General features: G+C 64.0%; 28 protein-coding genes and 1 pseudogene. 13 read left to right on the top strand and 16 right to left on the bottom strand.

The window, feature by feature from the left end:
* The first annotated feature begins 2 nt into the window (after positions 1-2).
* From ACAM55_RS25710 to ACAM55_RS25745, 8 genes and pseudogenes are all read left to right on the top strand, one after another.
* The gene (locus ACAM55_RS25710) at positions 3-1,082 is read left to right on the top strand and encodes a glutamate cyclase domain-containing protein (RefSeq protein WP_369657095.1); all 1,080 of its coding nucleotides are present in this window, start codon (positions 3-5) and stop codon (positions 1,080-1,082) included.
* A 12-nt stretch (positions 1,083-1,094) separates the two neighbouring features.
* Positions 1,095-2,378, top strand: a complete 1,284-nt coding sequence (locus tag ACAM55_RS25715; protein ID WP_369657096.1) for a selenocysteine synthase — start codon at positions 1,095-1,097, stop codon at positions 2,376-2,378.
* Complete coding sequence (locus tag ACAM55_RS25720; protein WP_369657097.1) at positions 2,375-3,370, top strand: glutamate cyclase domain-containing protein; 996 nt, start codon at positions 2,375-2,377, stop codon at positions 3,368-3,370. Before ACAM55_RS25715 ends, ACAM55_RS25720 begins: the two co-directional genes overlap by 4 nt.
* A 47-nt stretch (positions 3,371-3,417) precedes the next feature.
* Complete coding sequence (locus ACAM55_RS25725; RefSeq protein ID WP_139701214.1) at positions 3,418-4,245, top strand: transporter substrate-binding domain-containing protein; 828 nt, start codon at positions 3,418-3,420, stop codon at positions 4,243-4,245.
* A gap of 30 nt (positions 4,246-4,275) precedes the next feature.
* A complete protein-coding gene (locus tag ACAM55_RS25730) occupies positions 4,276-4,929 on the top strand; it encodes an amino acid ABC transporter permease (RefSeq protein ID WP_369657098.1) in 654 nt (217 codons plus the stop codon).
* A gap of 9 nt (positions 4,930-4,938) precedes the next feature.
* On the top strand, positions 4,939-5,580 hold the full coding sequence (locus ACAM55_RS25735; protein ID WP_369657099.1) for an amino acid ABC transporter permease: 642 nt from the start codon (positions 4,939-4,941) through the stop codon (positions 5,578-5,580).
* A 25-nt stretch (positions 5,581-5,605) separates the two neighbouring features.
* Positions 5,606-6,418, top strand: coding sequence for an amino acid ABC transporter ATP-binding protein (locus ACAM55_RS25740; RefSeq protein WP_369657100.1), 813 nt, complete (start codon positions 5,606-5,608; stop codon positions 6,416-6,418).
* Between the two features lie 74 nt (positions 6,419-6,492).
* Positions 6,493-6,561, top strand: a pseudogene (locus tag ACAM55_RS25745) (hypothetical protein); the annotation flags it as partial.
* 80 nt (positions 6,562-6,641) lie between these two features.
* Here the strand turns inward: ACAM55_RS25745 and ACAM55_RS25750 are convergent.
* The 11 genes from ACAM55_RS25750 to ACAM55_RS25800 all read right to left on the bottom strand — a co-directional run bounded on the left by ACAM55_RS25750 (position 6,642) and on the right by ACAM55_RS25800 (position 17,088).
* Entirely contained in the window at positions 6,642-6,779 is a 138-nt protein-coding gene (locus ACAM55_RS25750) for a hypothetical protein (protein WP_369657508.1), read from the bottom strand.
* 61 nt (positions 6,780-6,840) lie between these two features.
* Positions 6,841-7,743, bottom strand: coding sequence for an NADP-dependent oxidoreductase (locus ACAM55_RS25755; protein ID WP_369657101.1), 903 nt, complete (start codon positions 7,741-7,743; stop codon positions 6,841-6,843).
* Positions 7,744-7,810: 67 nt separating this feature from the next.
* Positions 7,811-9,286, bottom strand: a complete 1,476-nt coding sequence (locus ACAM55_RS25760; protein ID WP_369657476.1) for an NAD-dependent succinate-semialdehyde dehydrogenase — start codon at positions 9,284-9,286, stop codon at positions 7,811-7,813.
* 11 nt (positions 9,287-9,297) lie between these two features.
* The gene (locus ACAM55_RS25765; protein ID WP_369657102.1) at positions 9,298-10,341 is read right to left on the bottom strand and encodes an ornithine cyclodeaminase family protein; all 1,044 of its coding nucleotides are present in this window, start codon (positions 10,339-10,341) and stop codon (positions 9,298-9,300) included.
* On the bottom strand, positions 10,338-11,288 hold the full coding sequence (locus tag ACAM55_RS25770; RefSeq protein WP_369657103.1) for a Bug family tripartite tricarboxylate transporter substrate binding protein: 951 nt from the start codon (positions 11,286-11,288) through the stop codon (positions 10,338-10,340). The genes ACAM55_RS25765 and ACAM55_RS25770 overlap by 4 nt, the downstream gene beginning before the upstream one ends.
* Positions 11,289-11,339: 51 nt before the next feature.
* Positions 11,340-12,359, bottom strand: a complete 1,020-nt coding sequence (locus tag ACAM55_RS25775) for a dihydrodipicolinate synthase family protein (protein ID WP_369657104.1) — start codon at positions 12,357-12,359, stop codon at positions 11,340-11,342.
* Between the two features lie 135 nt (positions 12,360-12,494).
* The gene (locus ACAM55_RS25780; protein ID WP_369657105.1) at positions 12,495-13,412 is read right to left on the bottom strand and encodes a LysR family transcriptional regulator; all 918 of its coding nucleotides are present in this window, start codon (positions 13,410-13,412) and stop codon (positions 12,495-12,497) included.
* Between the two features lie 38 nt (positions 13,413-13,450).
* Entirely contained in the window at positions 13,451-14,563 is a 1,113-nt protein-coding gene (locus ACAM55_RS25785) for an FAD-dependent monooxygenase (RefSeq protein WP_369657106.1), read from the bottom strand.
* Between the two features lie 19 nt (positions 14,564-14,582).
* Positions 14,583-15,722 carry an MFS transporter gene (locus ACAM55_RS25790; RefSeq protein WP_369657107.1) on the bottom strand — a complete coding sequence of 380 codons (1,140 nt, stop codon included), beginning with the start codon at positions 15,720-15,722 and terminating at the stop codon, positions 14,583-14,585.
* Between the two features lie 61 nt (positions 15,723-15,783).
* The gene (locus tag ACAM55_RS25795; RefSeq protein ID WP_369657108.1) at positions 15,784-16,131 is read right to left on the bottom strand and encodes a Rieske (2Fe-2S) protein; all 348 of its coding nucleotides are present in this window, start codon (positions 16,129-16,131) and stop codon (positions 15,784-15,786) included.
* 9 nt (positions 16,132-16,140) lie between these two features.
* Positions 16,141-17,088 carry a VOC family protein gene (locus ACAM55_RS25800; protein WP_369657109.1) on the bottom strand — a complete coding sequence of 316 codons (948 nt, stop codon included), beginning with the start codon at positions 17,086-17,088 and terminating at the stop codon, positions 16,141-16,143.
* A 311-nt stretch (positions 17,089-17,399) separates the two neighbouring features.
* Between ACAM55_RS25800 and ACAM55_RS25805 the strand changes: the two genes are divergently transcribed.
* Positions 17,400-18,380, top strand: a complete 981-nt coding sequence (locus tag ACAM55_RS25805) for a Bug family tripartite tricarboxylate transporter substrate binding protein (protein ID WP_369657110.1) — start codon at positions 17,400-17,402, stop codon at positions 18,378-18,380.
* Positions 18,381-18,394: 14 nt separating this feature from the next.
* Positions 18,395-19,324: an ABC transporter substrate-binding protein gene (locus tag ACAM55_RS25810; RefSeq protein ID WP_369657111.1), complete on the top strand. Its 930-nt coding sequence runs from the start codon at positions 18,395-18,397 to the stop codon at positions 19,322-19,324.
* A gap of 35 nt (positions 19,325-19,359) precedes the next feature.
* On the opposite strand, the gene ACAM55_RS25815 is transcribed toward ACAM55_RS25810, so the two are convergent.
* The 4 genes from ACAM55_RS25815 to ACAM55_RS25830 form a co-directional block, all read right to left on the bottom strand.
* Complete coding sequence (locus ACAM55_RS25815) at positions 19,360-19,941, bottom strand: TetR/AcrR family transcriptional regulator (RefSeq protein WP_369657112.1); 582 nt, start codon at positions 19,939-19,941, stop codon at positions 19,360-19,362.
* Positions 19,942-20,202: 261 nt separating this feature from the next.
* Positions 20,203-20,769 (bottom strand): cupin domain-containing protein, encoded by a 567-nt coding sequence (locus ACAM55_RS25820; RefSeq protein ID WP_369657113.1) that lies wholly within the window; start codon positions 20,767-20,769, stop codon positions 20,203-20,205.
* A gap of 57 nt (positions 20,770-20,826) precedes the next feature.
* Positions 20,827-21,828 (bottom strand): fumarylacetoacetate hydrolase family protein, encoded by a 1,002-nt coding sequence (locus tag ACAM55_RS25825; RefSeq protein WP_369657114.1) that lies wholly within the window; start codon positions 21,826-21,828, stop codon positions 20,827-20,829.
* A gap of 10 nt (positions 21,829-21,838) precedes the next feature.
* Positions 21,839-22,837 carry a fumarylacetoacetate hydrolase family protein gene (locus tag ACAM55_RS25830; protein WP_369657115.1) on the bottom strand — a complete coding sequence of 333 codons (999 nt, stop codon included), beginning with the start codon at positions 22,835-22,837 and terminating at the stop codon, positions 21,839-21,841.
* Between the two features lie 223 nt (positions 22,838-23,060).
* Between ACAM55_RS25830 and ACAM55_RS25835 the strand changes: the two genes are divergently transcribed.
* On the top strand, positions 23,061-23,951 hold the full coding sequence (locus ACAM55_RS25835; RefSeq protein ID WP_369657116.1) for a 3-keto-5-aminohexanoate cleavage protein: 891 nt from the start codon (positions 23,061-23,063) through the stop codon (positions 23,949-23,951).
* 11 nt (positions 23,952-23,962) lie between these two features.
* Positions 23,963-24,430, top strand: a complete 468-nt coding sequence (locus ACAM55_RS25840; protein ID WP_369657117.1) for a PaaI family thioesterase — start codon at positions 23,963-23,965, stop codon at positions 24,428-24,430.
* A 364-nt stretch (positions 24,431-24,794) separates the two neighbouring features.
* Here the strand turns inward: ACAM55_RS25840 and ACAM55_RS25845 are convergent, their stop codons facing one another.
* Positions 24,795-25,679 (bottom strand): LysR family transcriptional regulator, encoded by an 885-nt coding sequence (locus ACAM55_RS25845; RefSeq protein WP_369657118.1) that lies wholly within the window; start codon positions 25,677-25,679, stop codon positions 24,795-24,797.
* Positions 25,680-25,793: 114 nt separating this feature from the next.
* On the opposite strand from ACAM55_RS25845, the gene ACAM55_RS25850 reads away from it, so the two are divergent.
* Positions 25,794-26,768, top strand: a complete 975-nt coding sequence (locus ACAM55_RS25850) for a Bug family tripartite tricarboxylate transporter substrate binding protein (RefSeq protein ID WP_369657119.1) — start codon at positions 25,794-25,796, stop codon at positions 26,766-26,768.
* The last annotated feature ends 62 nt before the right edge of the window (positions 26,769-26,830 follow it).

A 26,830-nucleotide genomic window follows, 5' to 3' on the forward strand; every position in this document is an offset into this window, starting at 1 on the left:
TCGTGAACAGCACCTCCACATCGGCGAACTACTGGACCCAGGGCTTGTCGTCGCAGCAGGTCGAGACGGGAAACCGAATCGACCGTCTGATGACGCTCGAAATTCGACCGCTCAGTGGGGGACTTCCCCCGGGGATCGTCGTGCCCATGTACGAGGTCTGCCGCGCGCACCACGAGGGCCCACTTTCGATGGCCGCTGCAGCTGCCCTCAAGGAGAAGGTTGTACCTGGCAGCACAGTCTTCATCGCTACAGGCGCAGGTGTGTCCCCGAAGCTCCCATGGGGCGAGACCGACGGTCCGGTCGGGGCTGCAGCACTCGCAGCCGCCCTGGTCAAAGGGCTGCGCGCGAAAGTCGTCTTCGTCACCGAGGAGGCGCACATGGCGCCCATCAAGGCCGCCGTCGATCTGATGAACGCCAAGCTCGCTGTCTGGGCCGAAGAGAAGCCGGGTCGCGATGTCCGGCCCATCACCATCGAGTCGTTCCCCATCGGAATGAATCGCGGGCAAACGCGCTCCCGGGCCCTGATCGAAACCCATCGCCCCAGCGCGGTGGTCTTTGTGGAACGCGACGGTCCCAACGTCGAGGGGCAATTTCACGGGGTTCGAGGTGACTGTCGAGACCCGCTGGCCGTTGGCTACGTCTATCTGCTGGCGTATCACGCTGCGGAAGCTGGAATCGTCACGATTGGCATCGGTGACGGCGGCAATGAGGTGGGATTCGGCGCGGTCCGGGAGTCCATCCGGGACGTCCTCCCGCTGCGTGGCCGCTCTTTGGCAGGGCACGAGTCCGGTGTGGTCACCGTGGTGGCCACCGATGTGACGGTGAGTGCCGCCGTGTCGAACTGGGGCGCGTGCGCCGTCGGGGCCGCACTCGCGGTGCTCGTCGGTGACGAGGAGCTGCTGCACGACGCCGATACAGAGCATGAACTGATAGCAGTGACTGTGGCCGCAGGTGCGCGCGACGGGGCTACTTCGAAGCAGGCCATGGTCGTTGACGGCATTGCGTTCGACGGCCACCTCGCCTTTGTCAATCTTCTGAGTGCCGTGGCGCGCATGTCCATTCGCACCGCTGCCACTGCGTAACCAAGACAAAAAATGCAAGTCAAGAAGCCCACCGACTCCCTCGGCAATCCGCTCGACCCTATCGTCGGCTTTGCACGCGGGAAAATCATCCAATCGAGCGTCGACGAGGCGCGACGACTGCGCCAAGGTCAGTCGGTCGCGGCAGAACGCATCCGCCGTCTCGGAGCGATGTCGATCGGCGTGTTCACAGGCAACCAACGCGAGTTCCCGCTGAACGTCGAAGACCTCGCAACGAACTGTGAAGAATGGGTGGGGCCTGGGCTCTACGCCGAAGAACTCCGACAGGTCGCCATCGAGCACATGGGCGGACAGCCCGGCGACATGGTGGCACCCGTGAACAGGACGAGCGCTGGAATCATTGCCACTATTGCAGCGCTCGCCGACGGGAAGCCGGTGGTGTCCGTGGTCCCGCCTGGCGGCCGATCGCACGCGTCGGTCATCCGCGGATGCGGCATCGCGCAGGTCATCCTGCATGAGGTCCAGGGAGACAAGGACTGGGCGTCGGTCATAGAAGAAAGGGCCCCCGCATTGGTGGTTGTGACCACCGTCACCAGCAGCCTTGAATATCTGGACGACAACGTCTCCATGGATGTCGCGGCGGTGGCGAAGGCAAGCGGCGCGGCGGTTCTCTTCGACGAGGCATACGGCGCCCGGATGCGTCCGGTTCTGCGTGGCGGTGCGAAGAGTCTTCACCTCGGTGGCGACGTCGCCATCACCAATTGCGACAAGGCCGGTCTGTCGGGGCCACGCTCGGGGCTGTTGGTAGGCCGACCGCTGTTGATCACGCGCATTTCTGCAAAGGCGTCCGAGTTCGGGATGGAGGCGCGCGCCCCCATCGCAGCGAGCGCTCTTCGCTCATTGCAGCGATTCTCTCCAAAGGATCTTCTGGACGAAGCGGAAAGCGGCAAGCAGCTCGCGGCGGCACTGCGAGACCGCATGGGAACCGATCTGGTCGCCGTGAGCGATCTTGGTCCAATGATTGAAGAAGACCTCGCCCTCCAGGAAGTCTTTCGCCGCGCCGGCAAGGCCCCATCGGGGACTGATCTGGTTCCCTGTGAAATCACCTCGGCGCTCGGCATGTTGCTGCTGCGTGACCACGGCATCCTGACGGTGAATACCCATGGCCAGCCCGGTGCCCGTGTATCGGTCCGTCTCAAGCCGACCCACGGTGCGATCGAGCGTGTGGGTGGCATGTCCAAGGTTGTCGATGCAATGGTGGCCTCCTTCGATGAAGTGGCCCGCTACGTCGACAAGCCCAAAGAGCTTGCCGAACTCATTGTGGGAGCCTCGCAATGACCGCGGTGAGCGGCGCGCTTGCCGCTATCGACGAGCGGCTCGACAAGCTGGTCAGCATGGACATCGGCGGCCGTGGTGTCGAACATCTGTACAAGGCCGCGCGCGCCCGGCAAGGCACGACGCTCGTCGGCGCCGCGGCCGATGCGCTCTTGTCGGTGCCGGACGGCGCGACGGTCTTCGTCACCACGGGGTCGGTATCGCGCGCCTGGATCTCCACCGAAATCGGTGAGAACGACGGCCCCGCAGGAGCCGCCGCCGTCATCCGCGCCCTGGCCATCTCCAAGCGTGTCCATTGCGTCCTGCTTGCCGAGGCCACGCTATTGCCTGGAATGAAGGCCATCCTGACCAGCGCAGGGTTGACCGTGCTGCCGTACGACCAGGCGCAGATTGCGTCCAAGGATGGGACTTTGGCGATCGCCTCGCTTCTCCCGTTCACGACGTCAGATGACGAGGCGCCTGCAGCAGCCAAGGAGTTGCTCGCCAAGTACAAGCCGAGCCTGTTCTTCTCGACGGAGCGTGTTGGTCGAGCCAAGGACGGCGTCTACTACAGCATGCGGGCAATCGACTACGGCATGGGGCGGTCGCGCATCGACATCTTGTTCGATGAAGCCATCAGACAAGGTATCCCCACCGTTGCAGTGGGCGACGGCGGAAACGAAATCGGTATGGGGGCTGTGACCGAGGCGGTCAACGCACACGTGAAGTTCGGCGAAACCATCGCTGCCGTCACTTCCGCCGACGTGCTGGTGACCGCCGCATGCTCGAACTGGGGCTGCAACGCGATTGCGGGCGCCATGGCCGCCAGGCGCAAGGACGCGCGACTCCTTCATACGCCGGAGATGGAACGCCAGTTGCTGACCCGCGGCGTCGACATCGGACTCATCAACTCTGTGCAGAACATCGTCGATGCCAATGTCGATGGCTTGGCTCTCGACACCCATGTCGCGTTTGCCGAGATGGTGCGTGCCGTCGTGCGGCCCGCACTGAGCTGACCCTGAACCGAACTCCCCCATTTTTACAACGCAACGAGGAACTCCAAATGCGCCAACTCCTTAAATCGTTCGGTCTGCTACTGGCAGGCATGGTCATCGCGTCAACCGCGATGGCTCAAGAGAAGTCGAAGCTTGACGAGGTTCTTGCTCGCGGCAAGATCATCGTCGGTGTCAGCAGCGAATCGCCGCCCTTCGGATTTGTCGACGAGAAAGGTGAACTCACGGGCTTCGACATCGACATGGCGAAGCTCATCGCAAAAGGGATCTTCGGCAGCGACGACCCCAAGCACATCGAGTTCGTCAAGCAGAGTTCGGCTGCTCGCTGGGAGAACGTGAACAGCGGCAAGGTGGACTTCGGGATCCACGTCGCAACCGTTCTTCCCGACCGCATTGCGCGCGTTGCATTCACCCGCGGATACATCGACTCGTCGATCGTTGTCATCGTCAAGGCCGACTCGAAGTTCAAGAAGTTCGCGGACCTCAACACCGACAAAGTGACGACAGCGATCCTTTCGACACCCGTCCAGGCCGCACGCGCCGCGCAGTTCTTCCCGAAAGCAAAGACGACCACGCTCGACTCGATCGGGGCTCAGTTCACTGCGGTCAAGGGCGGGCGTGTGGACGCTGCTCAACTGGACGAGCCTGTCGCCCTCTGGTACGCCACGCAGAACAAAGATGTGCGTGTACTGGAGGAGCGCATGACGGCAGTCACCAACAACGCCATCTATATGAAGCAAGGCGACTTCAAGTGGTGGCTGGCTCTGGACACCTACGTCAACGAGATGCGCGCCGGTTCGATGTTCAACGACTACTCGGCCGCGTACAAGAAGTGGTTTGGCAAGGCGCCGATGAACGCGAAATACTACGTCAAGTAATCGCCGACACCTCTGGAGCTGAAAGCAAGTATGAGCTGGTTGAACATGGTTTGGGGATGGTTACCGGAGTTCTTCAACGGATTCCTGGTCACGCTCACGCTGGTGGGCATGTGCCTTCCTGTTGCCGGTGCCTTCGGGATGGGCGTGGTCCTCATGCGGCTCTCGAACCATGCTCTCATCTGGGCACCGACGTACGCAGTGATCGAGTTTCTGCGAAACGTGCCAACGTTCCTGCTCATACTTGTCGTCTACTACGGCGCGCCGCTGCTCGGCTCCAGACTCGACGGAATTTATTGCGGTGCGATTGCCATCGCAGTTCAGCACACCGCCTACCTGGCAGAGGTCTTCCGAGGTGGAGTCAGCGCCGTTCCCCGGACCCAGTGGGATGCAGGGCGAGCCATCGGCCTTCGACCTGCCAGCGTTTTCTTCCGAGTTGTCCTTCCCCAGGCTGTGCTCAAGGTTGTACCGGCCATCGGGAACCAAGTGGTCGTGCTGATCAAGGACACGTCTCTTGTCGCAGGTATTGGGGTCGTGGATCTCACGCTGAGCGGAAAGCTCGTCATGGAGCGGACAGCCGCCTCCTACGAAGTTTTCATCGTCGTCGCTGCCTTCTATCTCGTACTCACAACACTCGCCAGCGCGGTTTTTCATTGGCTCGAGCTCTTCTCGCGCAAGCGCAACTGAGGAATTCAGATGGACGTCGCATTTCTGAATATCAACTATCTGCTGAAGGCAGCTCTTATCACCCTGGAGATGGCGGTCGCTACGGTCGTCCTCAGCTTCATCGTTGGTACCGCCCTGGGCGTCGCGGCAGCGCTGAGCGGCCGACTGGTCCGATCGGTTCTTACAGTCTATGTGTATGTGGTGCGAGGGGTTCCCGTCCTGGTCCTCATCTTCATCGCCTACTTTGGCCTGCCACGTTTGGGCGTTGACGCGCCGAACTACGTGGCTGCCACCATCGCCCTGGTCATCTACTTTGCGGCCTTCGTGGCCGACATCGTGAGAGGTTCAATTCTTGCCGTGCCCAAGAGCACCGTGGAGGCCGGATTGGCTATCGGCCTGCGTTGGAGGCAAGTCCTCACACAGATTCAACTTCCCCTTGGGATGCGTCTCGCGCTCCCGCCATTGGTAACCACTGCGTCCATTGCAGTGAAGAGCACTTCGTACGCCTCGATCGTGGGCGTCTGGGAACTGACGTATGCATCGCGTGAGGTCGTCGAGCGTACATTGGCCGCGTTCGAGATTTTCTTCGCCGTGATGGTTATCTATTTCTGTATCTGCTACCCGATTTCACTCTGCGCGACCTATCTGCAGCGGCGCTATGCGGCGGCGTAGTCGCACAACGAACTGCCTGGAAACCATGAACAAAGCACAGCCCCTGCCGACGAGCCGGCCCATGATCGAAGTTCGAGGCGTCTCGAAGAGCTTCGGCGAGAATCAAGTCTTGAAGAGCATCTCCTTCGAAGTGAAGGAGGGCGAGGTTGTCGTTCTCATCGGACCCAGCGGGTCCGGCAAGTCGACGCTCCTGCGGTGTATCAACTACCTCGAGGATTTCCAGGCAGGCGAAATCCTTGTCGACGGTGCGGCTGTCGGCTACAACTCCGCGGCCGGCGGCTCTAAGAGGATCAAGCAATCGGAGACCGAGATTGCCCGTCTCAGGACCAAGGCGGGAATGGTCTTTCAGAACTACAACCTGTTCCCCCACAAGACGGCCATCCAGAACATCATGATGGGGCCGGTACTGGTGAATGGGGAGTCCAAGGCCGAAGCTCGCGAACATGCCCAGGCGTTGCTGGCCAAGGTCGGCCTGGCAGACAAGGCGAACCACTATCCATCTCAGCTCTCCGGCGGTCAACAGCAGCGCGTGGCCATCGCCCGTGCTCTTGCCATGCGGCCGAAGGTGATGCTGTTCGACGAGGTGACGTCGGCCCTGGACCCGGAGCTGGTCGATGAGGTCCTCAAGACGCTTCGCGACCTCAGCACAGAGGGGATGACGATGATCATCGTCACGCACGAGATGCAGTTCGCACGCGATGTCGCGGACCGGCTTCTCTTCTTCTACCAAGGCTCCATCATCGAAGACGGGCCTCCGAACGACGTGTTCGCGAACCCCAAGACCGAACGTTTTCAGGCGTTCGTGAAGCGTTTCCAAAGCGCGGCGATGGTTGCCTAGTCCCTCTACATGGAAATGGCGCCGTACTGAAAGGCGTGGACTTCGCGGTTCGCCGAGGGGAAGTCGTCGTGATCGTGGGGGCCAGCGGCGGCGGAAAGAGTTCGCAACTTCGCTGCGCGAACCTGCTGCAGCGAATCAAGTCTGATCAGTTGCTTGCGCATGGGAGATCCACTTGGTCGAGGGGACGGCGGTGGACGATGGCTGAGCAGTGCCGCGCGCAAGTTCAACACCCCCACTGTTTAGGCTGCGGCCCGTGCTGCTTGATGAGCAGGCGCACGAGGCGCACGTTGCCCGCTCGATCCGATATGACGTGCGGCGCGTTATCGAAGCCCTGCAGGTCAAGCTGTGCGACGAGGACCATGGTCGACTTCGAATCGCCAGTCTTTGCCTAGGTGATCAGATTTTCGGTCGGCGCCAACACGTCAGTGCTTCAGAACCACTTTGCCCGAACTGCCGGCGGCGACGGCCGCCTGAGCCGCACCAATATGCTCCAGCCGAAACGTCTTGGCGATAGGAATGATCAACACGCCGCGTGAAGCCGCGCTGGCCACGGCGGCCAGCGTGCCCGCGTCGGCGCGGTGATAGAGCTCATGAACGCGCACGCGGTTGCCAGTGTTGGCCCCGTCGGGCACCGGAACAATACTGGCGACTTGGCCACCGTCGCGCACGTGCCGGATGAGATTGAGCGCGACGGGGGCTGCAGCGCTGATCGCGTAGTCGAAGGTGGCTTCCGCCGGCGGCGCGGTGATGTCGAGCGCTTCGCCTGCCAGCTGGCGCGCCACTTCTATCCGGTCGGGTCGAACGCCGGCCACCGGCTTGGCACCGATTTCCTTCAGATACTGGATCGCGGCGCGACCGACCGCGCCGAGGCCACCCGAGATCAGCACACGGGCACCCGCGCCCACGCCAAGCGCATCGACGGACTGGCGCCCCGTCAGACCGGCTTTCGGCAAGGTAGCGCCTTGCTCGAAGCTGAGATTGGCCGGAAGCTTGGCGACGGCCGTGGCAGGCACCACCCCATACTCCGCATGGGCGCCCCTGCCATTGAGCGCGAAGTCGGCGATCACCCGATCGCCGATCGACAGCCCGCTCACGCCACTCCCAACGCCCGCCACGACACCGGCAGCGTCGCCGCCCAGCACCGCCGGCAGATCCAACGGGATGAACTGGGCCATGTCGCCCTTGCGGACCATCAGGTCGAAAGGGTTGACCGCGGAAGCTTCGATCTTGATCAGAATCTCGCCGGCCGCCGGCTTGGGAATGGGGATGTCATCGATCGCGAATTGATCGATGTCGCCATACGAATGTAGACGGGCAGCTTTCATGGATCGGCTCCTCGGCAGTTGGTGGTTGATGCGCAATCGGGTTCAATATCCGTCCGGCCGGATCACGTCAACTGAAGACCGGTGCAAGGCCATCCCAGCACAAGTACTTGAGCTCCAGGAACTCCTCGATGCCGTGCTCCGAACCTTCGCGACCAAGCCCACTCTGCTTTACCCCGCCAAATGGCGCCACCTCGTTGGAAATCAAACCGCAGTTGATGCCGATCATTCCTGACTCGATGGCCGCCGAAGCGCGCCAGATGCGTGCGGCGTCGCGGCTGTAGAGATAGGCGGCGAGCCCAAATTCGGTCGCGTTGGCGATCGCGAATGCTTCCTCGTCCTTCTCGAAGCGAAAGAGCGGTGCAAGAGGGCCGAAGGTTTCTTCGCGCGCCAATGCCATCTCCGAGGTGGCGCCGGACAGGACCGTCGGCTCGAAGAAGCGGCCCCCGAGCGGATGGCGATGTCCGCCGTGCAGCACTGCGGCACCGTGCGAGACGGCATCCGCGATGTGCTCTTCTACCTTCCGGACGGCCGCATCATCGATCAACGGGCCAAGCTGCACGTCCGACTCCAGGCCATTGCCAACACGCAGCCTGCGGACACGCTCGACCAGCTTGGCGGCAAATGCCTCGTACACGCCTGCTTGGACGAGCACCCTGTTGGCGCTGATGCACGCTTGGCCGGTGTTGCGGAACTTGGCCGCCACCACGCCGTCTGCGGCCGCATCGAGGTCCGCGTCGTCGAAGACGATGAAGGGTGCGTTGCCCCCCAGTTCCATCGAGCACTTCTTGATGGTGCCCGCGGCCTGGGCCAGCAACACGCGCCCGACTTCGGTCGAACCGGTGAAGGTGATCTTGCGCACCAGCGGATGCGATGTGAGCTGGCTGCCGATGTCGCGCGTGTCGTTGCCGGTCACCACGTTGAACACGCCCGCGGGCACGCCGGCGCGCTGGCCGAGTTCCGCCAGCGCCAGGGCCGTGAGCGGCGTCTGGCTCGCGGGCTTCACGACCATGCTGCAGCCGGCGGCCAGCGCAGGACCGGCCTTGCGCGTGATCATGGCCGCGGGAAAGTTCCACGGCGTGATGGCTGCGCAGACGCCGATCGGCTCCTTCAGCACCACGATGCGCTGGGTGTCTTTGGGCGCCGGGATCACGTCGCCGCGCACCCGCTTGGCTTCCTCCGAGAACCACTGGAGGAACGATGCCGCGTACTGCACCTCGGTCTTGGCTTCGGCCAGCGGCTTTCCCTCCTCCAGGGTGATCAAGGTTGCCAGGTCGTCGCAGTGCAGCACCATGAGCTCGTACCAGCGGCGCAGCACCTCCGAACGGTGCTTGGCCGTGGTCCCGCGCCAGTCGAGGAAAGCGCGGTGTGCGACCCCTATGGCCTGCGCCGTCTCGTCCTGCCTGAAGCGGGGCAGTTCGACGAGCGGTTCATCGGTGGCGGGGTTGCGCAAGGTGTACTTGCCGTGCGGCGTGGCATCGATCCACTCGCCGCCCACGAAGGCGGCGGCGCGGAACAGTTCGGGATCTTTCAGCAGGTTCTTCATGGTTCTTTGCATCAGCCGATGCGCTTGGTTTCGAATCGGATCGGCAGAGGCGTCGCCAGTCCGGCAGCGCGCGCAAGGTCGAGGATCATTCCGGCGACCACCACGTCCTGCAGTCCGGAGCCGACCGACTTGTACATGGCCACCTCGCCTTCGCGGCGGGCGCCGCTCGCCTTGCCGGACATCAGGTCGTTGAGGCTGACGCACCTGCCCTCGGGCTCGACACCGTCCCGCCGGGCGGCCAGCATGTCCCCGGATTCCTCGAGCACTTCCTCCACGTTGTCGCAAACGATGAGGCTGGCACGCGCCACCACGCTGCTGTCGACTTCGCGCTGGTCGGGCAGCGTCGATCCGATGGAAACCACCGTCGCATGAGGCGCGAGCCACTCGCCGTGCAGAATGGGTTTCTCGCCATACGAGCGCGCCGCCGCCAGCACGACGTCTGCGCCGCCCGCGGCTTCTGCGGGCGAATCGACGGCTTGCGCGCGAACCCCCAGCTCGGCGCCCAGGGCCTCGGCGAAGGCGACGCGCTTGCCCGGCGTCGGGCTGTAGACCCTGATCTCCTGCAACTGACGCACCGCCGCGATCGCGAGCGTGTGCATGCGTGCTTCCAGGCCGCTGCCAAGCACAGCCAGGCTCGCTGCGCGCTCCGGTGCCAGGCGGTCCAGGGCCGCGGCAGACGTGGCAGCCGTGCGATAGGCAGTGACGAGGTTGCCATCGACGATCGCGGCCAGCGAGCCCGTGGTGGCGTCGAACAGGACGACGGCGTATTCGAGCTGCCGACCTGCCGCACCGAAGGCCATGCCCATCAGCTTGGCGCCGTAGTAGCGCGACCCCGGCGGTACCGCGGTCATGGTTCGCAGCGAAGCACGCTCCGCGGCCCCTGCGGCAATGGTGCGCCGAGGCACCGCGTTCGGACCCATCGGCCGTGCATAGGTTTCCTGCAAGGCGCGCACCGCCGGCAGCCACTGGAAAACCGCAGCTGCGGTTTCGGAGGAGACGAACACGGGCGCATCCGCCACGGCGCTCCCGGGGAAATGTTGGTTGGAAGAGCTCATTCGAATTTCAGTTTTGCTTCGTGGATGACGCGCCTGTAGAGATCGGTGTCGTAGCGCACCTGTTCGATCAGCAGGCTTGGTGGGCCGGAACGCGGGACCATGCCGAGTTCGCGGAAACGCGCCTTCAGCGCTTCTTTTTGCAGGACGGTGTTCAGCGCCTGGTTCAGCCGCTCGATCACCGGCGCAGGCGTTCCCGGCGGAGCGAAGATCCCGAGCCAGGAATTCGTTTCCATGCCCTTGAGACCGGCTTGCGCCACGGTGGGGACGTCCGGCATGCGCGGATCGCGGTCGGTGCCCGACACCGCGAGGATCCTGACCTTGCCGGTCTTCGCGAGTTCGAGGGCCGTGCCGTCGAAGGTGAGATCGACCCTGCCCGCGGCCACCTCGGTGAGCGCGCTCGAGGTGGAGCGGAACGGCACGTGGACGAGATCAGTGCCCGTCAAGGCCTTGAACAGCTCGCCTCCAAGGTGCGCCCCGCTGCCCGGCCCGGCGCTGCCGTAGGTCAGCTTGCCGGGATTCTTGCGTGCGTGGTCGACGAACTCCCGCAGCGTTTTCACGGGCAGATGCGCATTGACGACCACGGCGATGGAATAGACCGAGGCGATGCCTACCGGCGCAGCGGCACTAAGCGCGTCGTACTTCACCGAGGGATCGACCAGCGGGAGGATGCTGTAGGCAATATTGGTGAGCAGCAGCGTGTTTCCGTCCGGCTTGGCGCCGAACACGGCGGAGGTTCCGATCCGCGTGCCTCCGCCCGGCCGATTCTCGATGATCACAGGCTGTCCCAGTACCTGGCCAAGTTGCTCGCAGATGACCCGCGCGCCGATGTCGGTGAAACCGCCTGCTGCATAGGGCACGATCACGCGGACCACGTCGGAGGCATGGGCCGATGAAAGCAACAGGCCGCCGATCCCGCCGATGAATGCGCGACGCCCGAGGAGTGTCATGGTCTTGTCTCGTTTCTTTTTTTGGAGGCAATGGCTGTCCGGCAACTGGCTTCAGCAGGGATGCCGGCCGACCATGAACTCGCCGTCGGGGTCGGCTGTCACCGGAAGCCCGGAAGCGATCAGGCCCTGGCGAAGCACCTTCAGGAAGCGATCGGGAATGCGCATGGCCGGCGCGCGCAGCGGGCCGCCATTGAAGCCGGCGAGCCAGTCCTGGTACTTCCACATGGTCCGGTTCAGCACCGACGTGCCGCCGATGTAGGCCTGGGTGGCGGCCCCATTGGCACCGCGTGCCGGGTTGACCTTCCAGTACAGCTCCATCGCCTCCTCCCACTTTCCGGTACGGGCGAGTTCGAAGGCGCGCGGATAGTAGTCGCCCATCCACTGCGTGTTGCTGGTGCCGGAGAACTGCATCTTCATCACGCTCATGAGCGGGATGGCGTCGCCCTCGATGGGGCAGCTGATGACGACCTCGTCGCGGAAGTGGTGGTACATCTCGCACACGCCGGCGGGCAATGGAAAGCCCTGCTCCGACTTGATCGCCACGATGTTCGGACATGCCTTCAGGAGGCTGCGTACGAATGCGACCGACATGCCCGCAGGATGGATGCGCTCGAAGCCCCAGGCGGGCAGGGGGAACAGCATCACCGCCAGGTTCGTGGCATCGCACAGTTCCTTGGTGTAGTCGAAGACTTCCTGCTCCGTGGTCGGCCAGAACTGCGCGGGATAGGACAGCAGCACCATGGTGGCGCCGGCGGCCTCGGCCAGCTTGACCGCCTGGATGTTCTCGGCCAGCGTGTTGAAGGCCGCATGGAAGAACAGGCCGAAGCCCGGACCCGCGGTCTCTGCCGCCCAGGCGGTGAACTGTGCGTTCTCCTCCGGCGTGATGGCCACTTCGGCGCACAGCAGCGTGTGCTTGAACCCGAGTTCCTTGGACAGGGCCACGTCGTGGCGTATGCCGCGCTCGTTCAATTTCTTCAGATCGGCCGAGTAACTCGGAATGGTCACGGAAGAGCAGCCGATCAGGTGGTCACGGGCCCAGGCCCGGGCGTCTGCGCGCTTGTAGGGAAGCATGTTGTCTCGATTCGCTGGTGGTGGAATGAAAGCTGTCCTCATCGAGGCACAGCAACGATGAGAGGCACTTTAGGTTCGCTGCGCGCAACAAGCGAGAGTGCGTGCGCGATAACAGCTATCCACTCCGGCGAAACCTCAGCCTGCGGAGCCTTCCTGCGAGAGGATCGCGGGTGCCATCGACAGCAGGAGTGCCTGGATCTCCCGCGTTGCCAGCGTGTGCGGCCGGTGACGGGCGACCGCGAGCACGATCGCGCGCGACAGCACCGGCTCCACGATCTTCAACGCGACGAGCCGGCCCTGATCATGTGGAGCGATGGACGGAGCAGTGATCGCATAGCCCGCGGCGCATGCCGCGACCTCATGCTGCAAGCGGATCGAGTTCGCCTCGGCGACGACGCGCAAGCTCAAGCCCATCTTGCGCGCCAGCACCGCCAGCCTCTCGCGCAGCGGATGAGGTTCACCGGGCAGCACCAGCGGCAGCCGGGAGACTTCTTCGAAGCGAATCTGCCGGCGACTTGCGAGCGAGTCGCTGCTGGCGGCCACGAGACAGAGCGCGCCCTCCATCAAGACTGGCTCGTCCGCGCTCGCCTCGCCACCGTCACGCAGCAGCAAGGAGAGGTCCAGCCGCCCCTGGTCCAGCATCTCCTGCAGTTGGGAGCTGGAACCCTCCGTCAGGTGCAATCGCACCTGGGGAAACTGCTTGAGGATGCGCTGGTAGAGGGGGCCGGCGAGCGCCGGCACGGTCGAGGGCAGAAGCCCCAGGCGCACGTCGCCCACCGGCACACCCCTGCTCGCCCGGACGTCGTCGGCAAAGCTCTCCGACTCGGCGATCAGCCGCTGGATCCGGGGATACAGTTGCTCGCCCAGTTCGGTCAGGACGACGCCGCGGCCGGTCCGGCGAAACAGGGGGGAGCCTGCGTCGCGCTCGAGCTGAGCGATGCACCGGCTGACCACCGATTGCGGAACATCCGCCGCCACGGCCGCACGCGACACCGACCGCAGTTCCGCCACCTTCACGAAGTGGTGCCAGGCCGGGTCGATGATGGACTTCATGCCCGTGATTTTCCGCCCTTCACGGCCGACGGGGGCGCTCACATGGGCTGGCCGAGGTACTGGTAGGTCTGCAGCATGAGCGCGGCCGACCTTTGCGGATTCGGTACGGCTTCCTGCTCGTACTTGCACAACTGCAGCGAAGCATTCCACACCGTCGACACGCGCTCGAGTCGACGTTTCGAATAGGCCTCCAAGGCCTCCCGAACATGGGCCTTCGCCGTCAGGCATTGGGCGAGCACCACGGCATCCTCGATGGCCATGCCGCCGCCGGACGTCATCTGCGGGGTCGGCGAGTGCGCCGCATCTCCCAGCAGAACGACTCGGCCGCGATGCCAGGGGGCCGGCACAAACGTGATGTCGAAGGGGCGAACCAGCACCTGCTGCGGGCTGGTGACCAGTGCCAGCGCATCCCGGATCACAGGGGCGGAGAAGCCCGCGAGCCGCTCGCGCACCAGAACATCCAACTGGTCGTCCGGCCAATGCAGGTGCTGGGCACTGTTCTCCAGGAAGAACAGGTAGCACATCTCCTTCGATGTCGGCAGCGCACCGACGGTGCGCTTGCCGTCGGGCGAGCGGTACAGACAGAAGCCGTCGACCTCGGGCGGCCGCGGCGCATTGAAGCGCCAGGCGCTCTGGCCGGCAAACCACACGCCATGCTCGGCGCCGAAGAACCGCTCGCGCAGTTTCGAGTAGGCGCCGTCGGCCGCAACGACGAGATCGTAGGCAGCCTCGCGCCCGTCGGAGAACTCCACCTCCACGCGATCTCCGCGATCGGTCACGCTCCTGGCGGTGAGGCCGCGCTCCATTTTCGCGCCCGCCTCGCTGGCCGAAGTCTCGAGGATCCGAGCAAGCTCAGGACGGCGGATGCCGATGCCCGGCGGCGTCGGGTTCGACATGAGAAGGTGCCCGGCAGCGTCGTACTGCTTGAACACCTCGAAGCGAAGGCCGCTTTCCAGGCAAGGCTCGGCCAGGCCGATCTCCGAAAGGGCACGCATCGTGTTGTGAAGCAGGCAGATTCCCGAGCCCAGCGCCGACCTGGCCGGCTGGATGTCGATGCAATGGGTCTCCAGGCCTGCCTTGGCCAGCGCATAGGCTGCCGTAGCGCCGCCGATGCCGCTTCCGACCACGAGCACCCGCTTGGTGTTGTTCATGGATTTGTCTCCTGTTCAGTCATGTTTGTGGGTGAATCCTTGCCACCTGCGCATCGGGATGCACGGAGTGGCTTCGCAGTTGCAGATAGAAGCAGAAGGCCACGGCGTCGATCGCGACCGCGGCCCAGCCGATGGCCCCATAGCCAAAGAACTTCACCAGCGTGCCGCCCAGGATCGGGCCGATGGCGGAACCAATCATCAGCATTGCAGGCGTCGCGGATACGGCCCGCCCGGACGGGTCCAGCTTGGCCAGTGCCCCGAAGGTGAAGATGTGCGTGAAGATCACCGCGGAAACGAAGAAGGCGCCGCCCGCCGCATAGGCAGGAAATGCGGTGCTCGAAACAAGCACCACCGCCAGGACGGCTTGTACTGTCGCGCCTGCAAGAACGACTTTGCGGGCATCGAGCCGGTGCTGCAGGAACGCGGCGACCGCGCCTGGAATCAGGTTGACGATACCGACAGCGATCAACATGACATGCAGGTCGGACGGTGTGAACCCGCGGTCCGCACCCATCCGCTCCATGAAGGAAAACACCATGGCCTGCGTCACGTTCATGAGGCTGATGCCTGCCATCGCGCACCACGCGGCTTTCGGTATCCGCGCTGGCCGCGCACCGTGCGCCACGGCTTCTGCCTGCGCCGGGTGTACTTTCGGGAAGGCCAGGGCCGTGATGATGCTCGCCGCGAGCATGATTGCGCCGAAGATTGCGAAGAGCCCTGCGCCCCCCACCTGCGCAATGATCTGCGGGGCGGCTGCCATGTAGGCAATGCCAAGTACGCCCACCGCGACCTGCATGAAGCCGAACAGCCGATGCGGATTGTTCGTGAGGGCGACGGTGCCGTGCGTGATGCTCAAGCCGAGGCCGGTGGACATGCCCGCCACAAGATGCAGGATGGCCAGCGTTTGGAACTGGCCGGTGCGCATGCAGGCCAGGAACGCAGCGGCCGACACGGCGTAGCCCGCGGGAACGAGCCAGTGGCGGCCGCGCAAGCGATTGAAGCGCGGTGCCAGGCCCAAGCTCGCCGTGACGGCGCCTGCCAGGAACAGCGTGGCCAGCGCGCCCGCCTGTTGCGGGTCGAATCCGAACCGTGCGATGAGCGTTCCGACCCATACAGGGAGCGCAACGATGTCAATCATTCCCGCGCAATGCGCGGCCATGAGGGCAATCCGCGCCCGCAAGCCAACTGTCGAATTCATCTCGAAGCCCTCGTAAAAGTTGTCAGCTGTCGGCGCGTGGTGATGCAATCCACAACGCCCCCTCGTCGCATTCCAGCGTCACAGGCCTGAGCGCCTGTCCCACGCAGGGTCCTTTGATGCAGACACCGGTATCGATGTCGAACACCGCGCCATGCCCATAGCAAACGATCGAACTCCTGTCGGCGCTGAGGTAGGCATCCTTGCGCCAGGCCAGCGGCGCGCCGTCGACATGCGGGCAGGCATCGAGCCACCCCCTCACGCGGCCGCCGTGCCGGACTAAAAACATCGCTCCTGGCAGCATGCCTGCGGCATCGAAGCCACGCGCCGCGCCGTCAGGAAGCTCGTCGAGCCTGCAGAGATACGCGCGCATGCCGGCTCTTCAATGCGCCTCGCCACCTGGCGCCGGGCCGCCAGGCGCCCACTTCTCTCGGTGCTGGAAGAGGAAGATCTGCGATTCATCGACTTGCATGGGTGCTTCCCGCGCGACCCAGTTGTCGTCGTGCAGGTCCATGTCCGCGTCGTATTCCACGTGGCAGCCCACCGGACTGTTGAAGTACCAGAACCAGTTGGAGCCGAACTTGTGCCGGCCCGGGCCCCAATAGGTCTGGTAGCCCTTGGCGGCAAAGTCGGTGCCGCGCTGGAGTACCGCGGTGGGACCCGAAAGATGGAACGTGAAATGCTCCACCCCCTTCATGAAGGCCGGCGTCTGGATCAGGAACAGCGTGTGGTGATCCAGGGTTCCCGCGGGCCGGAGGAAGGTGCCTGCATCCGTGAACCGGTCGGTGCAACGGAAGCCGAGCCGGTCCACGTAGAACCGGGAAGCCTTGACCTGGTCGGGCACGAAGTACACGACGTGCGAAAGCGTCAGCGGCCGGAACTCCGCGTTGGCATTCGCCCCGACGACGTTGGGCCCCCGGCCCGGCTTGGCGCCCGGCGAATTCACGGCTTCGGCCGCCGCGTCGATCTTTCGCCTCACCGAGACCTGGAAACCCAGCACAAAGCCCATGTCGTCGGACGCCTCGATCGAGCCGTCGGGCAAGCGCTTGACCTCGCGGTCGCGGCCCAGTTCGTCGGCGATGGCTTCCAGCGTCCCACGATCCGCGACACCGTAGATCGTCTTGCGCAGCATCGTGCCGGTGTCCATGGGGGCAGGCAGCGCGGGATCGCTCCTGTGCGCGACGACGATGGAGGTGCCGTCGACCGCCTCGAAGCGCCCGCCGGATTTGTCGATGCCCACCGGCGTGAGGCCGTAGTCGGTGAAGAACCGAATGCAGGCATCGAGGTCATCGACACCGAAGACCAGGGAATCAGGCCCCAGGATGTTCATGCTCTTTTCCTTTCGAGAGTGAGAAGACTCCATGGCCAGCACTCGAAAGCCAAGCACCGATGTTGGCGAAGCGACCGGGCGAACTGGCTTCGCCCGAGCTTCTTGCTTGTCTCTGTTGATGTACTGGAACTGACCTGAATACTATACGGACCGTATCGTTATTAATTTAGGGCAAACCCTCGAACCGTTGTGCAACCATATGCGTCAACTACGGGCTTCCCCGATATTTGCAATACGGCTCGTCTTGTATTATGGGAAGGCAATTTCAAGGCGCCTTTCGTTATCCGACGCCCCCACTGCGGAGATAAACCATGACGATCTCGAGACGGCAGGCGCTGGGCGCCGGCGCCGGAATGCTGATGGCAACGCTCGCCGGCAAGTCGCTGGCGCAGGACTATCCCGACAAGCCGGTGCGCATCATCGTGGCGAACCCGCCGGGCTCCGGCCTGGACGCCGATTCGCGCTTCTGGGCTGCGGGACTCGGGGCCCTCTTGCGGCAATCGGTGTTCATCGACAACCGCCCCGGCGGCGCGACGACGATCGGCACCGCGCTGGCCGCCAATGCACCTCCCGATGGCTACACCTTGCACATCGGCATCCCGAGTTCGCTGTGCTACATGTCCGAGCTGTACACGAAGCTGCCTTACAAGCCCGCTGACTTCGAACCCATCAGCCAGCTCACCGCCTTGCGCAGCGTGCTGGTCGCCCACCCGGGTCTGCCCGCCTCGACGGCATCCGAACTCGTGGCGCTGGCCAAGGCCCAGCCGGGAACCATCCCCGTCGGGACGCTCGGTATCGGCACCTTCCAGCACCTCCTGGGTGTGTGGTTCGGCGCGCTCACCGGGACCAGCTACCAGTTCGTCCCCTACAACACCACCAGTCCGTATGCGGCGCTGCTGGCGGGCGAAACGCGGGTGATGTTCGACGCGCTCGCGGCGTCCATGAGCAACATCCGCGCGGGAAAGCTGAAGGCGCTGGCCGTCACGGGCAAGGGCCGCCATGCGCTGCTTCCGAATGTGCCGACTTTCGAGGAGCTGGGCATTGCCGACTACGACGCATCGACATGGTTCGGCCTTCTTGCGCCCGCAGGAACACCCAAGGCGGTGCTGGACAAGCTGTCTGCCGCCTGCGCCGCGCTGGCACGCAAGCCGGAGGTCATCCAGCGGTACCACGAGTACGGCGGCGAGCCCGTCGGGAGCACGCCAGCGGAATTTGCGGCCTACATCCGCGCCGAACGGGAGAAATGGACTCCGGTCGTGAAGCGTTCCGGAATCAAACTCGAGTTGACCTGACGAAGGAAAAAAGCATGTTCGCAGCCCACGACCCCCGCGTGCAGGTGCACGTGGATGAAGAGCTGCTTCCACACGCAACGCGACGGCCTATGTCCCACACCTTGCGCCTTCTCTGGTTCGTTCCTTTCCCTCTGGCCGTGACCGCCGAGGTGCTGAAGCTGACGCCAAGCGTGGCCCTCAAGGCCGGGCGCAACCCTTCGTCCGATGCCCAATTCGAGGCACTAATGGCCGGCCAAGCGGATGCCGTGGTCACGGCCATGGACAACGTGATGGACTGGAACCTGCGTCAGGGGCCTCGGGATTTCCGCGTGATCGCGCAGCTGGAACGCACGACACCGTTGACCCTTGTGGGGCGGAAAGGCCGTGCCCGGCTCCGGGATCTGTGCGGCGCCACCATCCTCGTGGACGCGCCGCGCAACGGCTTCATCGTGGCCTTGCGCGCCATGCTTGCCGAGGAGGGACTCGGGCCGGACGCCTACGCGCTGGAGCCGGTGGGCGGCGTGCAGGAACGGTATGACGCCATGCTCGCCGGTCGTGGCGATGCCACCCTGCTGGGCCCTCCCTTCGACGCCATGGCACTCAAGGCTGGCCTCAGCCGCATCGCGACGGTGCAGGAGCGCTATCCTGCTTTCCCGGGGCAAGGCCTCGTGGTGAGCGCAGGCGCTCTGCAGCGGCTGCGCCCCGCCCTTTCAACCTGGTTGCGTGGCCTCGAGGGCGCGCGCAAACGCATGAGCAAAGATCCGGAGCAAGCGCGGCAGGCACCGACGCTGGCGGGCTTCTCCGCCTTGGCTGTGGATTCCATGCTTCTCGCCACGCCGGCCTCGCTGTACCCAGATCGCGCCGGGATCGAGCTCCTCATCGAGCAACGCCGCAGTTCCGGCCTGCCCGGTGCCGACACCACGTACGAGAAGCTGGTGGAGGCCTCGGCCCTGCCCGAGGGCTGAAAAAAACTCCCGTGAGGCGGCCCAGCCGCCGACGCTCACGCGACTTTGCGCTTCCTGGCCGGTGCAGCGCCGGCTTCCTTCTCAGGCGGCGCCAGCAACTGCGTGATCGCAGCGCAGTGTGCGTCCGCGAACTTCTTGTCCAGCGGCAGGTGCCGCATCAGGAGCCGGAAGTAGATCGGCGCATACAGGATGTCCATCTGCAGTTCCGTGTCCAGGTCGCTGCGGAACTCGCCCAGGCGCCGCGCATCCTCGACCACTTCGCGAACGACCGCCCTTCGCCCGTACCAGAAGCGTTCGCGAAACTCGCGCAGCACGTCCGGGTCGCCCTGGCCCTCGGCCATGATCTGCGAGACGATGCGCCCCGACCAGCCGCTGTACTCCTCAACCAGCAGGTGGATATGACGCATGAGCGCCTCGCGCGGGCCGACACCCTTCGGCATCGGCGTGTGGCTCACGTGGGTGTGCAGGAATGCCTCGATGACCACCGCAGCCTTCGAGTTCCACCAGCGGTAAATGGTGGCCTTGCCTACGCCTGCCTCGCGCGCAATCGACTCGATCGAGATCTGCTGCACCGGCGTCGTCTCCAGAAGCTTCAGCGTGGCATCAAGAATGGCCACGCGCGATGTATCGCTGCGCGCACGTCCGGGCAAGCGCGGCCGGGCCACTCCCGCGCCCGGGGCAGCAAGCTTCGCAGCGGAGGAGCGGGCACCAGCCTTGGCTGCGGCCGCTTGGGAAGAAGTTTTGGTAGGCAAGGAATTCCTGATGGCTACGGCTGTGGTCTCATTATCCGGGACCCTGTGGGTACAGCGAAACGCCGCCGAGCAGGCGAGCGGTCGCGTATTGTGCGTGTGCCGGATTTCTCCTGAGACTTGACGCGCTCACGTCTTGGTACTGAGCTCCAGATCCAGCAGCACGAAAGCCATGCGGCAGGGCTTGCCGGAACGGTTCGACCAGCTGTGATTGGTCGCCCGTTGGATCAGGACGTCGCCAGCGCGCATGAGGGCCTCACCCTCATCCATCAGCGCGTGGATCTCGCCCTCGAGCACGATCGCGTAGTCCAGGGACTGTGTCTTGTGGAACCAGAAATGCCGCGGATTGTCCTTGTCCCGCACCCCGTGATCGTCCAGAAATCGTGCCAATTGAGACGGCTCATAGCTCTCATCCGGCGGGAAGTCGACGATGCGCAGGAGGGAGCCCCCGTTGGAATGGAATCCGAACTTGTGACCGGCTGGAGCCGGATCGGGACCAGGAGCTGCGGCGTCGCCCGTCACCCATACTACTTGAGCGAATGGGGTACCCGGATCCGTGGTGTGGTTCGGCGCCGGCCCATCCGACACAAGAATGGATTTTCCTTGCGCGTTCTCGCCCGTAACGATGCGGCGCACCTGCCGCGGGCGTGCCGGGCTTCTTTCGCCTTGTTTTTCGAAGATTGCTTCAGTGTTCACGTCGAGGTCCTTCCTGGTTGCCAGTTTTCGATTCGTTCCGTATTCCATGATGCGTGATCAGTCTGTCTGCTGCTGCCGCACGCATGCATTGCGCTGTCTGCCCAGACCCTCAATTTCCGAGTCGATGAGGTCGCCCTCCCTGAGGAAGCGGTTGTAGTGCGTGCCGTTGCCCGCCGGGGACCCGGTCGCAATAAGATCGCCGGGCCAGAGCTGCACCTGCGCGCTGATGTATTCGATCTGCCGTGCAACGTCGAACAGCATGTCGGCCGTCGACTCGTCCTGCATGATCTGTCCGTTCAGCTTCAGAGTGATCTGCAGCTTCTGCGGGTCCTGCACGAAGCATGCGGGAACCAGCGTCGGACCAAATGGCATGAACGTCGGGGGAGACTTGGATCTGAGCCAGTCGGTGCCCAGCATCTTGTAGTCCGTGCGGGCGATCAGGTCCCGCGCCGAGACGTCGTTCACGATCGAGTACCCGGCGACGTAGTCGAGCGCCTCTTCGCGGCGTACGTTGCGCGCCGGCCGGCCGATGATGACGGCGAGTTCCAGCTCCCAATCCGGCTTCTCGGTGGTGGCGGGGAGCACGACGGGGTCGAAGGCCCCAGTGATAGACGAAGGCAGCTTCGGAAAGACGTAGGGCTCCCCCTTCGCCGCCCGCTCGTCCATCATGTCCTCGGCCCATTTCCGCAGCGCTGCGCCCTTGAGTCCCTCCGGCCCCACGCCCATGTCGAGCGTGAGGTCGACCACGTGCTTGCGATAGTTCGCCCCGGTGCAGAGCACCTGCCGCGGCAGATCCACTGGAGGATGCACCCGCAGGCTGGACATCGGCACTGACGAATCGTGCTGCGCCGGGAGTTGGTCCGCCAGTGTGCGCAGCACCGCCACATTGCGATCCCAGTCCTGCAGAAGGTCAAGGACGGAGGCGCCCTCCGACCATTGGGCACCGCAGTGCAACGCCTGCGCACGCAGCGCATGCAGGGGAAGCACGCGTTCGCCGAAGCACAGCGCGGCGAATCGCCCACCGCCCTGCGGCGAGAAGGTTCCCAGGGAAAACTTCACCGCCGTCTTCCTACATGAAAGGTTCGCGCGGCATCGGCCACCAAGTGCCCTGCTCGGGCTGGCCCATGCGATTGCGCAGGACCCCGACACCTGACACCTCCAGCTCCACGACATCGCCCGGGCGGAGGCTGCGGCCGAGCTCCAGCGCCGAACCATTGCCCATCGTCCCCGAGCCGATCACATCGCCCGGCTGCACGTGATCGCCGAGAGACACGTAGGCAATCAGTTCCTCGACGCTCCAGAGCATCTCCGAGGTGTCGCCCTCCCCCCAGGTTTCGCCGTTCACCCGCACGGCCATGCGGATACGGTCCAGGTGCGGGAACTCGTCGATGGTTGTGATCCACGGCCCGATGCCATAGGCGAAGTCCTTGCTCTTGGTCGGACCCATGCCGATCGCGAACTCGTTGGCTTGCAGGTCGCGGGCCGAGAAATCATTGAAGATCGTGACACCGAACAAATGCGAGCGTGCGGTCTCGGGCGTGAGGTTGTGGGCGGTGCGCCCCATGACCCAGCCGATCTCCAACTCGTAGTCCATCTTCTCGGCGCGCGCCGGCCACGGCACCTCTGCCTCGTGACCGATCACGGTCCAGGGAGAACCCTTGAAGTAGCCAGGAACTTGCAGCAGCGCCGGCGCGGGCGTGAGCTTCATTCGTTCGTGGAACTGGCGGATGTGCTTCACGAAGGTGAGGCCGTCGCGCACGATGGACGGGTCGCAGGCAGAGCCCCAACGCAGCCCTTCGAATGGCCGCGAGGCGTCGTCGCCGTGGCGGGTCGCCGCCTCGTTGGCGGTCTCGAGGAATTCCTCGCCCAGGGCGATGGCCGCCGACATGCTTTCGGGGAACACGGCCGAGGCGTATCGCAGGGCGGCCTCGCGGCTCGCACCGCGCGACTCTTGCCGCAGAACCTCTGCCGCACGCAGATCGATGACGCGGGATTGCTCCGGCAGCACCATGCAGATGCGATGGACGGGGCCATCGAGGCCCTGGACGACAAATCTTCCGAGTTTCACAGCAGCTCCAAGAGAAAACTATTTCGATACTATACGTCTCGATTCCATTTGATTTTTTGGTGTTTACCCTAGTCTCTTATAGAAAAAGGTTTGCAACTTTTTCGTTGACGCGATCGCCAAGCACATTTATTATTTGCTACGATACGACTCGTATCGCAATATAGATGAATGAGTCCGCCGCTGATTTTTCTGCGCTCCCCCTTCACCACCTCCACCCAAACCAATGAGCAAGCGCCTTCCCGTCATCATTTCCTGCGCCCTGACCGGAGCGGGCGACACCCGAGCGAAGAACCCCGCCGTCCCCGCCTCGCCGCGCGAGATCGCGGACCAGGCCATCGATGCGGCACGTGCAGGCGCATCCATCGTCCACATTCACGTGCGTGACCCCGAGACCGGCAAGTCCTCCACGAAGTTCGCCTACTACGAGGAAGTCGTGCAGCGCATCCGCGCGTCCCGCTGCGACGTATTGATCAACCTGACGACCGGTCCGGGCACGATGCTGACGGTGCCTGCTGATGCGCCGTTCCGCGTCGTGCCGATCCCGGATGCAGAACTCATGACGCCACACGAGCGGGTTGCACACGTGGTGAAACTCAAGCCCGACATCTGCAGCCTGGATGTCGCGACGATGAATTTCGGAGAAGCAACCTTCATCAATCCGGCAAATCACCTGCGCGAGATGGCTGCGGAAATCCAATCCCGCGGCGTCACGATGGAGCTGGAGGTCTTCGACTTCGGCCACGCCCGCCTGGCGAGTCACCTGATCGCGACCGGAGCCATCCCGAGGAGCGCCTATTTCCAGCTGTGCATGTCAGTGCCTTGGGGCGCGCCGGCCACGCCCACGGTGCTGGCCGAAATGCAGCGTCTGCTGCCGGCAGGCGCGCACTGGAGTGCCTTTGGTATTGGCCCGGACCAGTTTCCGATGGTCGCCACCGCCGCAATCCTCGGTGGGCACGTGCGGGTGGGTCTCGAAGACAACCTGTATGTCGCGCCGGGCAGACTCGCGCGCGACAACGCCGAACTCGTCGCCAAGGCGGCCAGAATCATTGAAGATCTCGGGTACGAAGTCGCGACGCCCGATCACACGCGCAAGACCCTGTTGGTTGAACCATAGGTCCACGGGACATGTCGAAGTCTTTGTCCGAAGAGGACAACCCCACCCGCGCCTTTGTGGCAGAAGCGGTGTCTTCTGGCCGCCGAAACGTGCCGCTGGAGGTCAATCCCGCCTTGGCTAACCTGTCGGCCCTGCTGCTGGAGAGCCGCGACGGGGAACTTGTCATCCGGTTCACCGCGCAGCGAACTGCAACGCAGGGAAATGGCGTGGTGAGCGGAGGCACTCTGGCCAGCATGCTGGACCTCGCCATGGCAATGGCGGTCCTGTCACGGCTCGAGCCTGGCTCCACGTGCGCCACCATCAGTTTGACGGTGAACATGCAGGCGGCCGCCAAGGAAGGTCATTTGGTGGCAGTGGCCGGCGTGGAACGAGTCGGTCGGCAGGTCGCCTTCGCGAACGCCAGACTTTACGGCCCAGAGTGCTCCCGGCTCGTTGCCAGCGCGTCCTCGTCGCTGGCCGTGATCCCCGTGCGCCCGTAACACTGTTGCCGCGTTCGAAAAGCTGGTGATGACCTCGGACCGGCGGAGTTCACGCTCTCTGCGGCACTGAGCGCAGCCGAACCGGGTGGCGAGCAGCACGCCTATTCCCAGAGGCCGACGTCAGACGAGAAGGCGATCACGCCGGACCTATCGCTCTGCAAGGGAAAGATACGAGTCCTAGGGTACGACCTGATCGCAGGTGTGAGCGAAGCGCTCCATCTGTTCCTTGACTGCCGCCATGACGGCCGGGTGACGATGCCCGGCCTTCAGGACATTCGCAACTTCGCTCAAACCTCGATGCGATTTGCCTGCGGAGCGCGATGGCGGCCACGGATCGTCCCGTGTGCGCATTCCACGTTTCGATTCACTCGAGAAACATCTCGGCGATCATCGAACGGAGCCAACGATTCGCCGGGTCAAGGTGAAAACGCTCATGCCAGTGCTGCTTGATGGCAAAGGCTGGCAGTTCAAAGGGTGGCGCGAGCAACTTCACCGCAGCAATACTGACCAGCATCTGTGCGACCCGCTCCGGCACGGTTGCAACGAGGTCGGATTGCGCAAGCAGGTTCCCCAAGCCAGGCAAGGTCGGGAGCGAAAGCGCAAGCCGGCGTTCGACACCCAAGCGCTTCAACTGTTGCTGCAGCAGGTCGTGTCCCGTTCCGGGCGCTGTGATGGCCACGTGCTTTTCGCGCTTGAACAGCGTCAGCGTCATGCGTTTCCCCACGCGCGGATGGTCGTTCCGCACCACACACGAAAAGCCCTGCTCGAATAGCTGCTGTTGATAGAAGCCGGCCTCCAGTTCCGGCATGTAGCCCACGGCCAGGTCCGCCTCACCGTTCTCGAGCAACCGGCGCGTATCAGGCCCGATGCGCAGTACCTCGATATGGATGGAAGGTGCGACCTGAGCCGCGCGATGAATCAACCGCGGCAGGAATTCGAGGTGACTGACATCTGTCATGCAAATCCTGAAATGTCGGCTGGAGCTTCCCGCGTCAAAGACGACCTGCTGACGGGTGGCCAGCCGAAGCAGTTCAAGGGCCTGGCGCAACGGTCCCAACAGGTCAGCGGCGTGGGGCGTTGGCACCATGCCTTCCGCAGTCCGTACGAAGAGCGGGTCGTTGAATTGACGCCGCATCCGGGCCAAGGCCAAGCTCACGGACGTCTGGGGAATATCCAGGTTTTCGGCGGCCCGTGTGACGCTGCGCGTCTTGTACACCTCGTCGAAGACCGCCAGGAGTCGCATGTCCATTATTTACATTCCTGCTGACGAGTATGTGAGGCATCGCATGGACGCAATGATGGCTGAAACCTAAAGTCGCCACAACTGGCCGGCGTTCAGAGCCAAAAATCCCGGAGACATACCATGCGGCGTTCTTTGCCACTCAAGTGGCTTATTTCCCTTTTCATAGGCTTGGCTGCGGCCTCGCCCCACGCGCAAACGTACCCCAGGGGACCGGTCCACCTGATCGTGCCCTTCGCGCCGGGCTCAACCCCCGATCTGGTCGCCCGGCTTGTGGGCGAAAGGCTCGGGGCGCGCCTGGGTCAACCGGTCGTCGTGGACAACAAGCCGGGAGCTTCCGGCAACATCGGAACCAATGCGGTGGCGAAAGCGCCCCCCGACGGGCAGACGCTTGGCATCGGGATCGCGGGCACCCTGGCCGTCAACGCCCTGCTCTACAAGAAGATGTCCTACGACCCTGCGCGCGACATCGAGCTCATCACGGTCGCCGCGTCCCAGCCCGCGGTTCTGGTCACATCTTCCAAGTTCGCGGCGGACAACGCCATCGATCTGCTCGCTCAGTTGAAGAAGAACCCGGGCAAGTACAGCTTCGCGTCCATCGGTGCCGGATCGGCGTCGCACCTCGCCATGCAGGCGCTCGCAGCACGCTCTTCGGCCAACCTTGTGCACGTGCCATATCCCGGCTCGGGCGCTGCGGTCACGGCAATCATCTCTGGTGAGGTCGACATGGGTGTGCTGCCAGCCGCGACCGTCATGCCTTTCGTGAAATCAGGGCGGATCAAGGCTCTGGCGATCGCCTCGTCGAAGCGCTCGGCATTTCTGCCCCAGTTGCCGACGCTTGCGGAGGTCGGAGCGCCCGAGATCCAAGCAGATGCCTGGATCGGGATCGTGGCCCCGGCCAGAACGCCACCCGAGATCGTGAATCGCTTGCGCAGCGAACTCGTGCAGATCCTCGCCGAGCCATCTGTCCAGGAGAAGCTCCACGCGCAGTACATGGAGCCTGTCGCAAACACTCCGGCACAGTTTCGCAGCATGGTGAACGACGAGGTGACGCGGTGGAAACCGGTGATCGAGAAGAACGGTATCACGCTGGACTGATCTGGAGGCCAACGATGCACACACTGGCTAAACATAGGGTTGCGCGACCCGCCTTCTCGAAG

This window comes from Variovorax sp. V213 (assembly GCF_041154455.1).
Taxonomy (GTDB): domain Bacteria; phylum Pseudomonadota; class Gammaproteobacteria; order Burkholderiales; family Burkholderiaceae_C; genus Variovorax.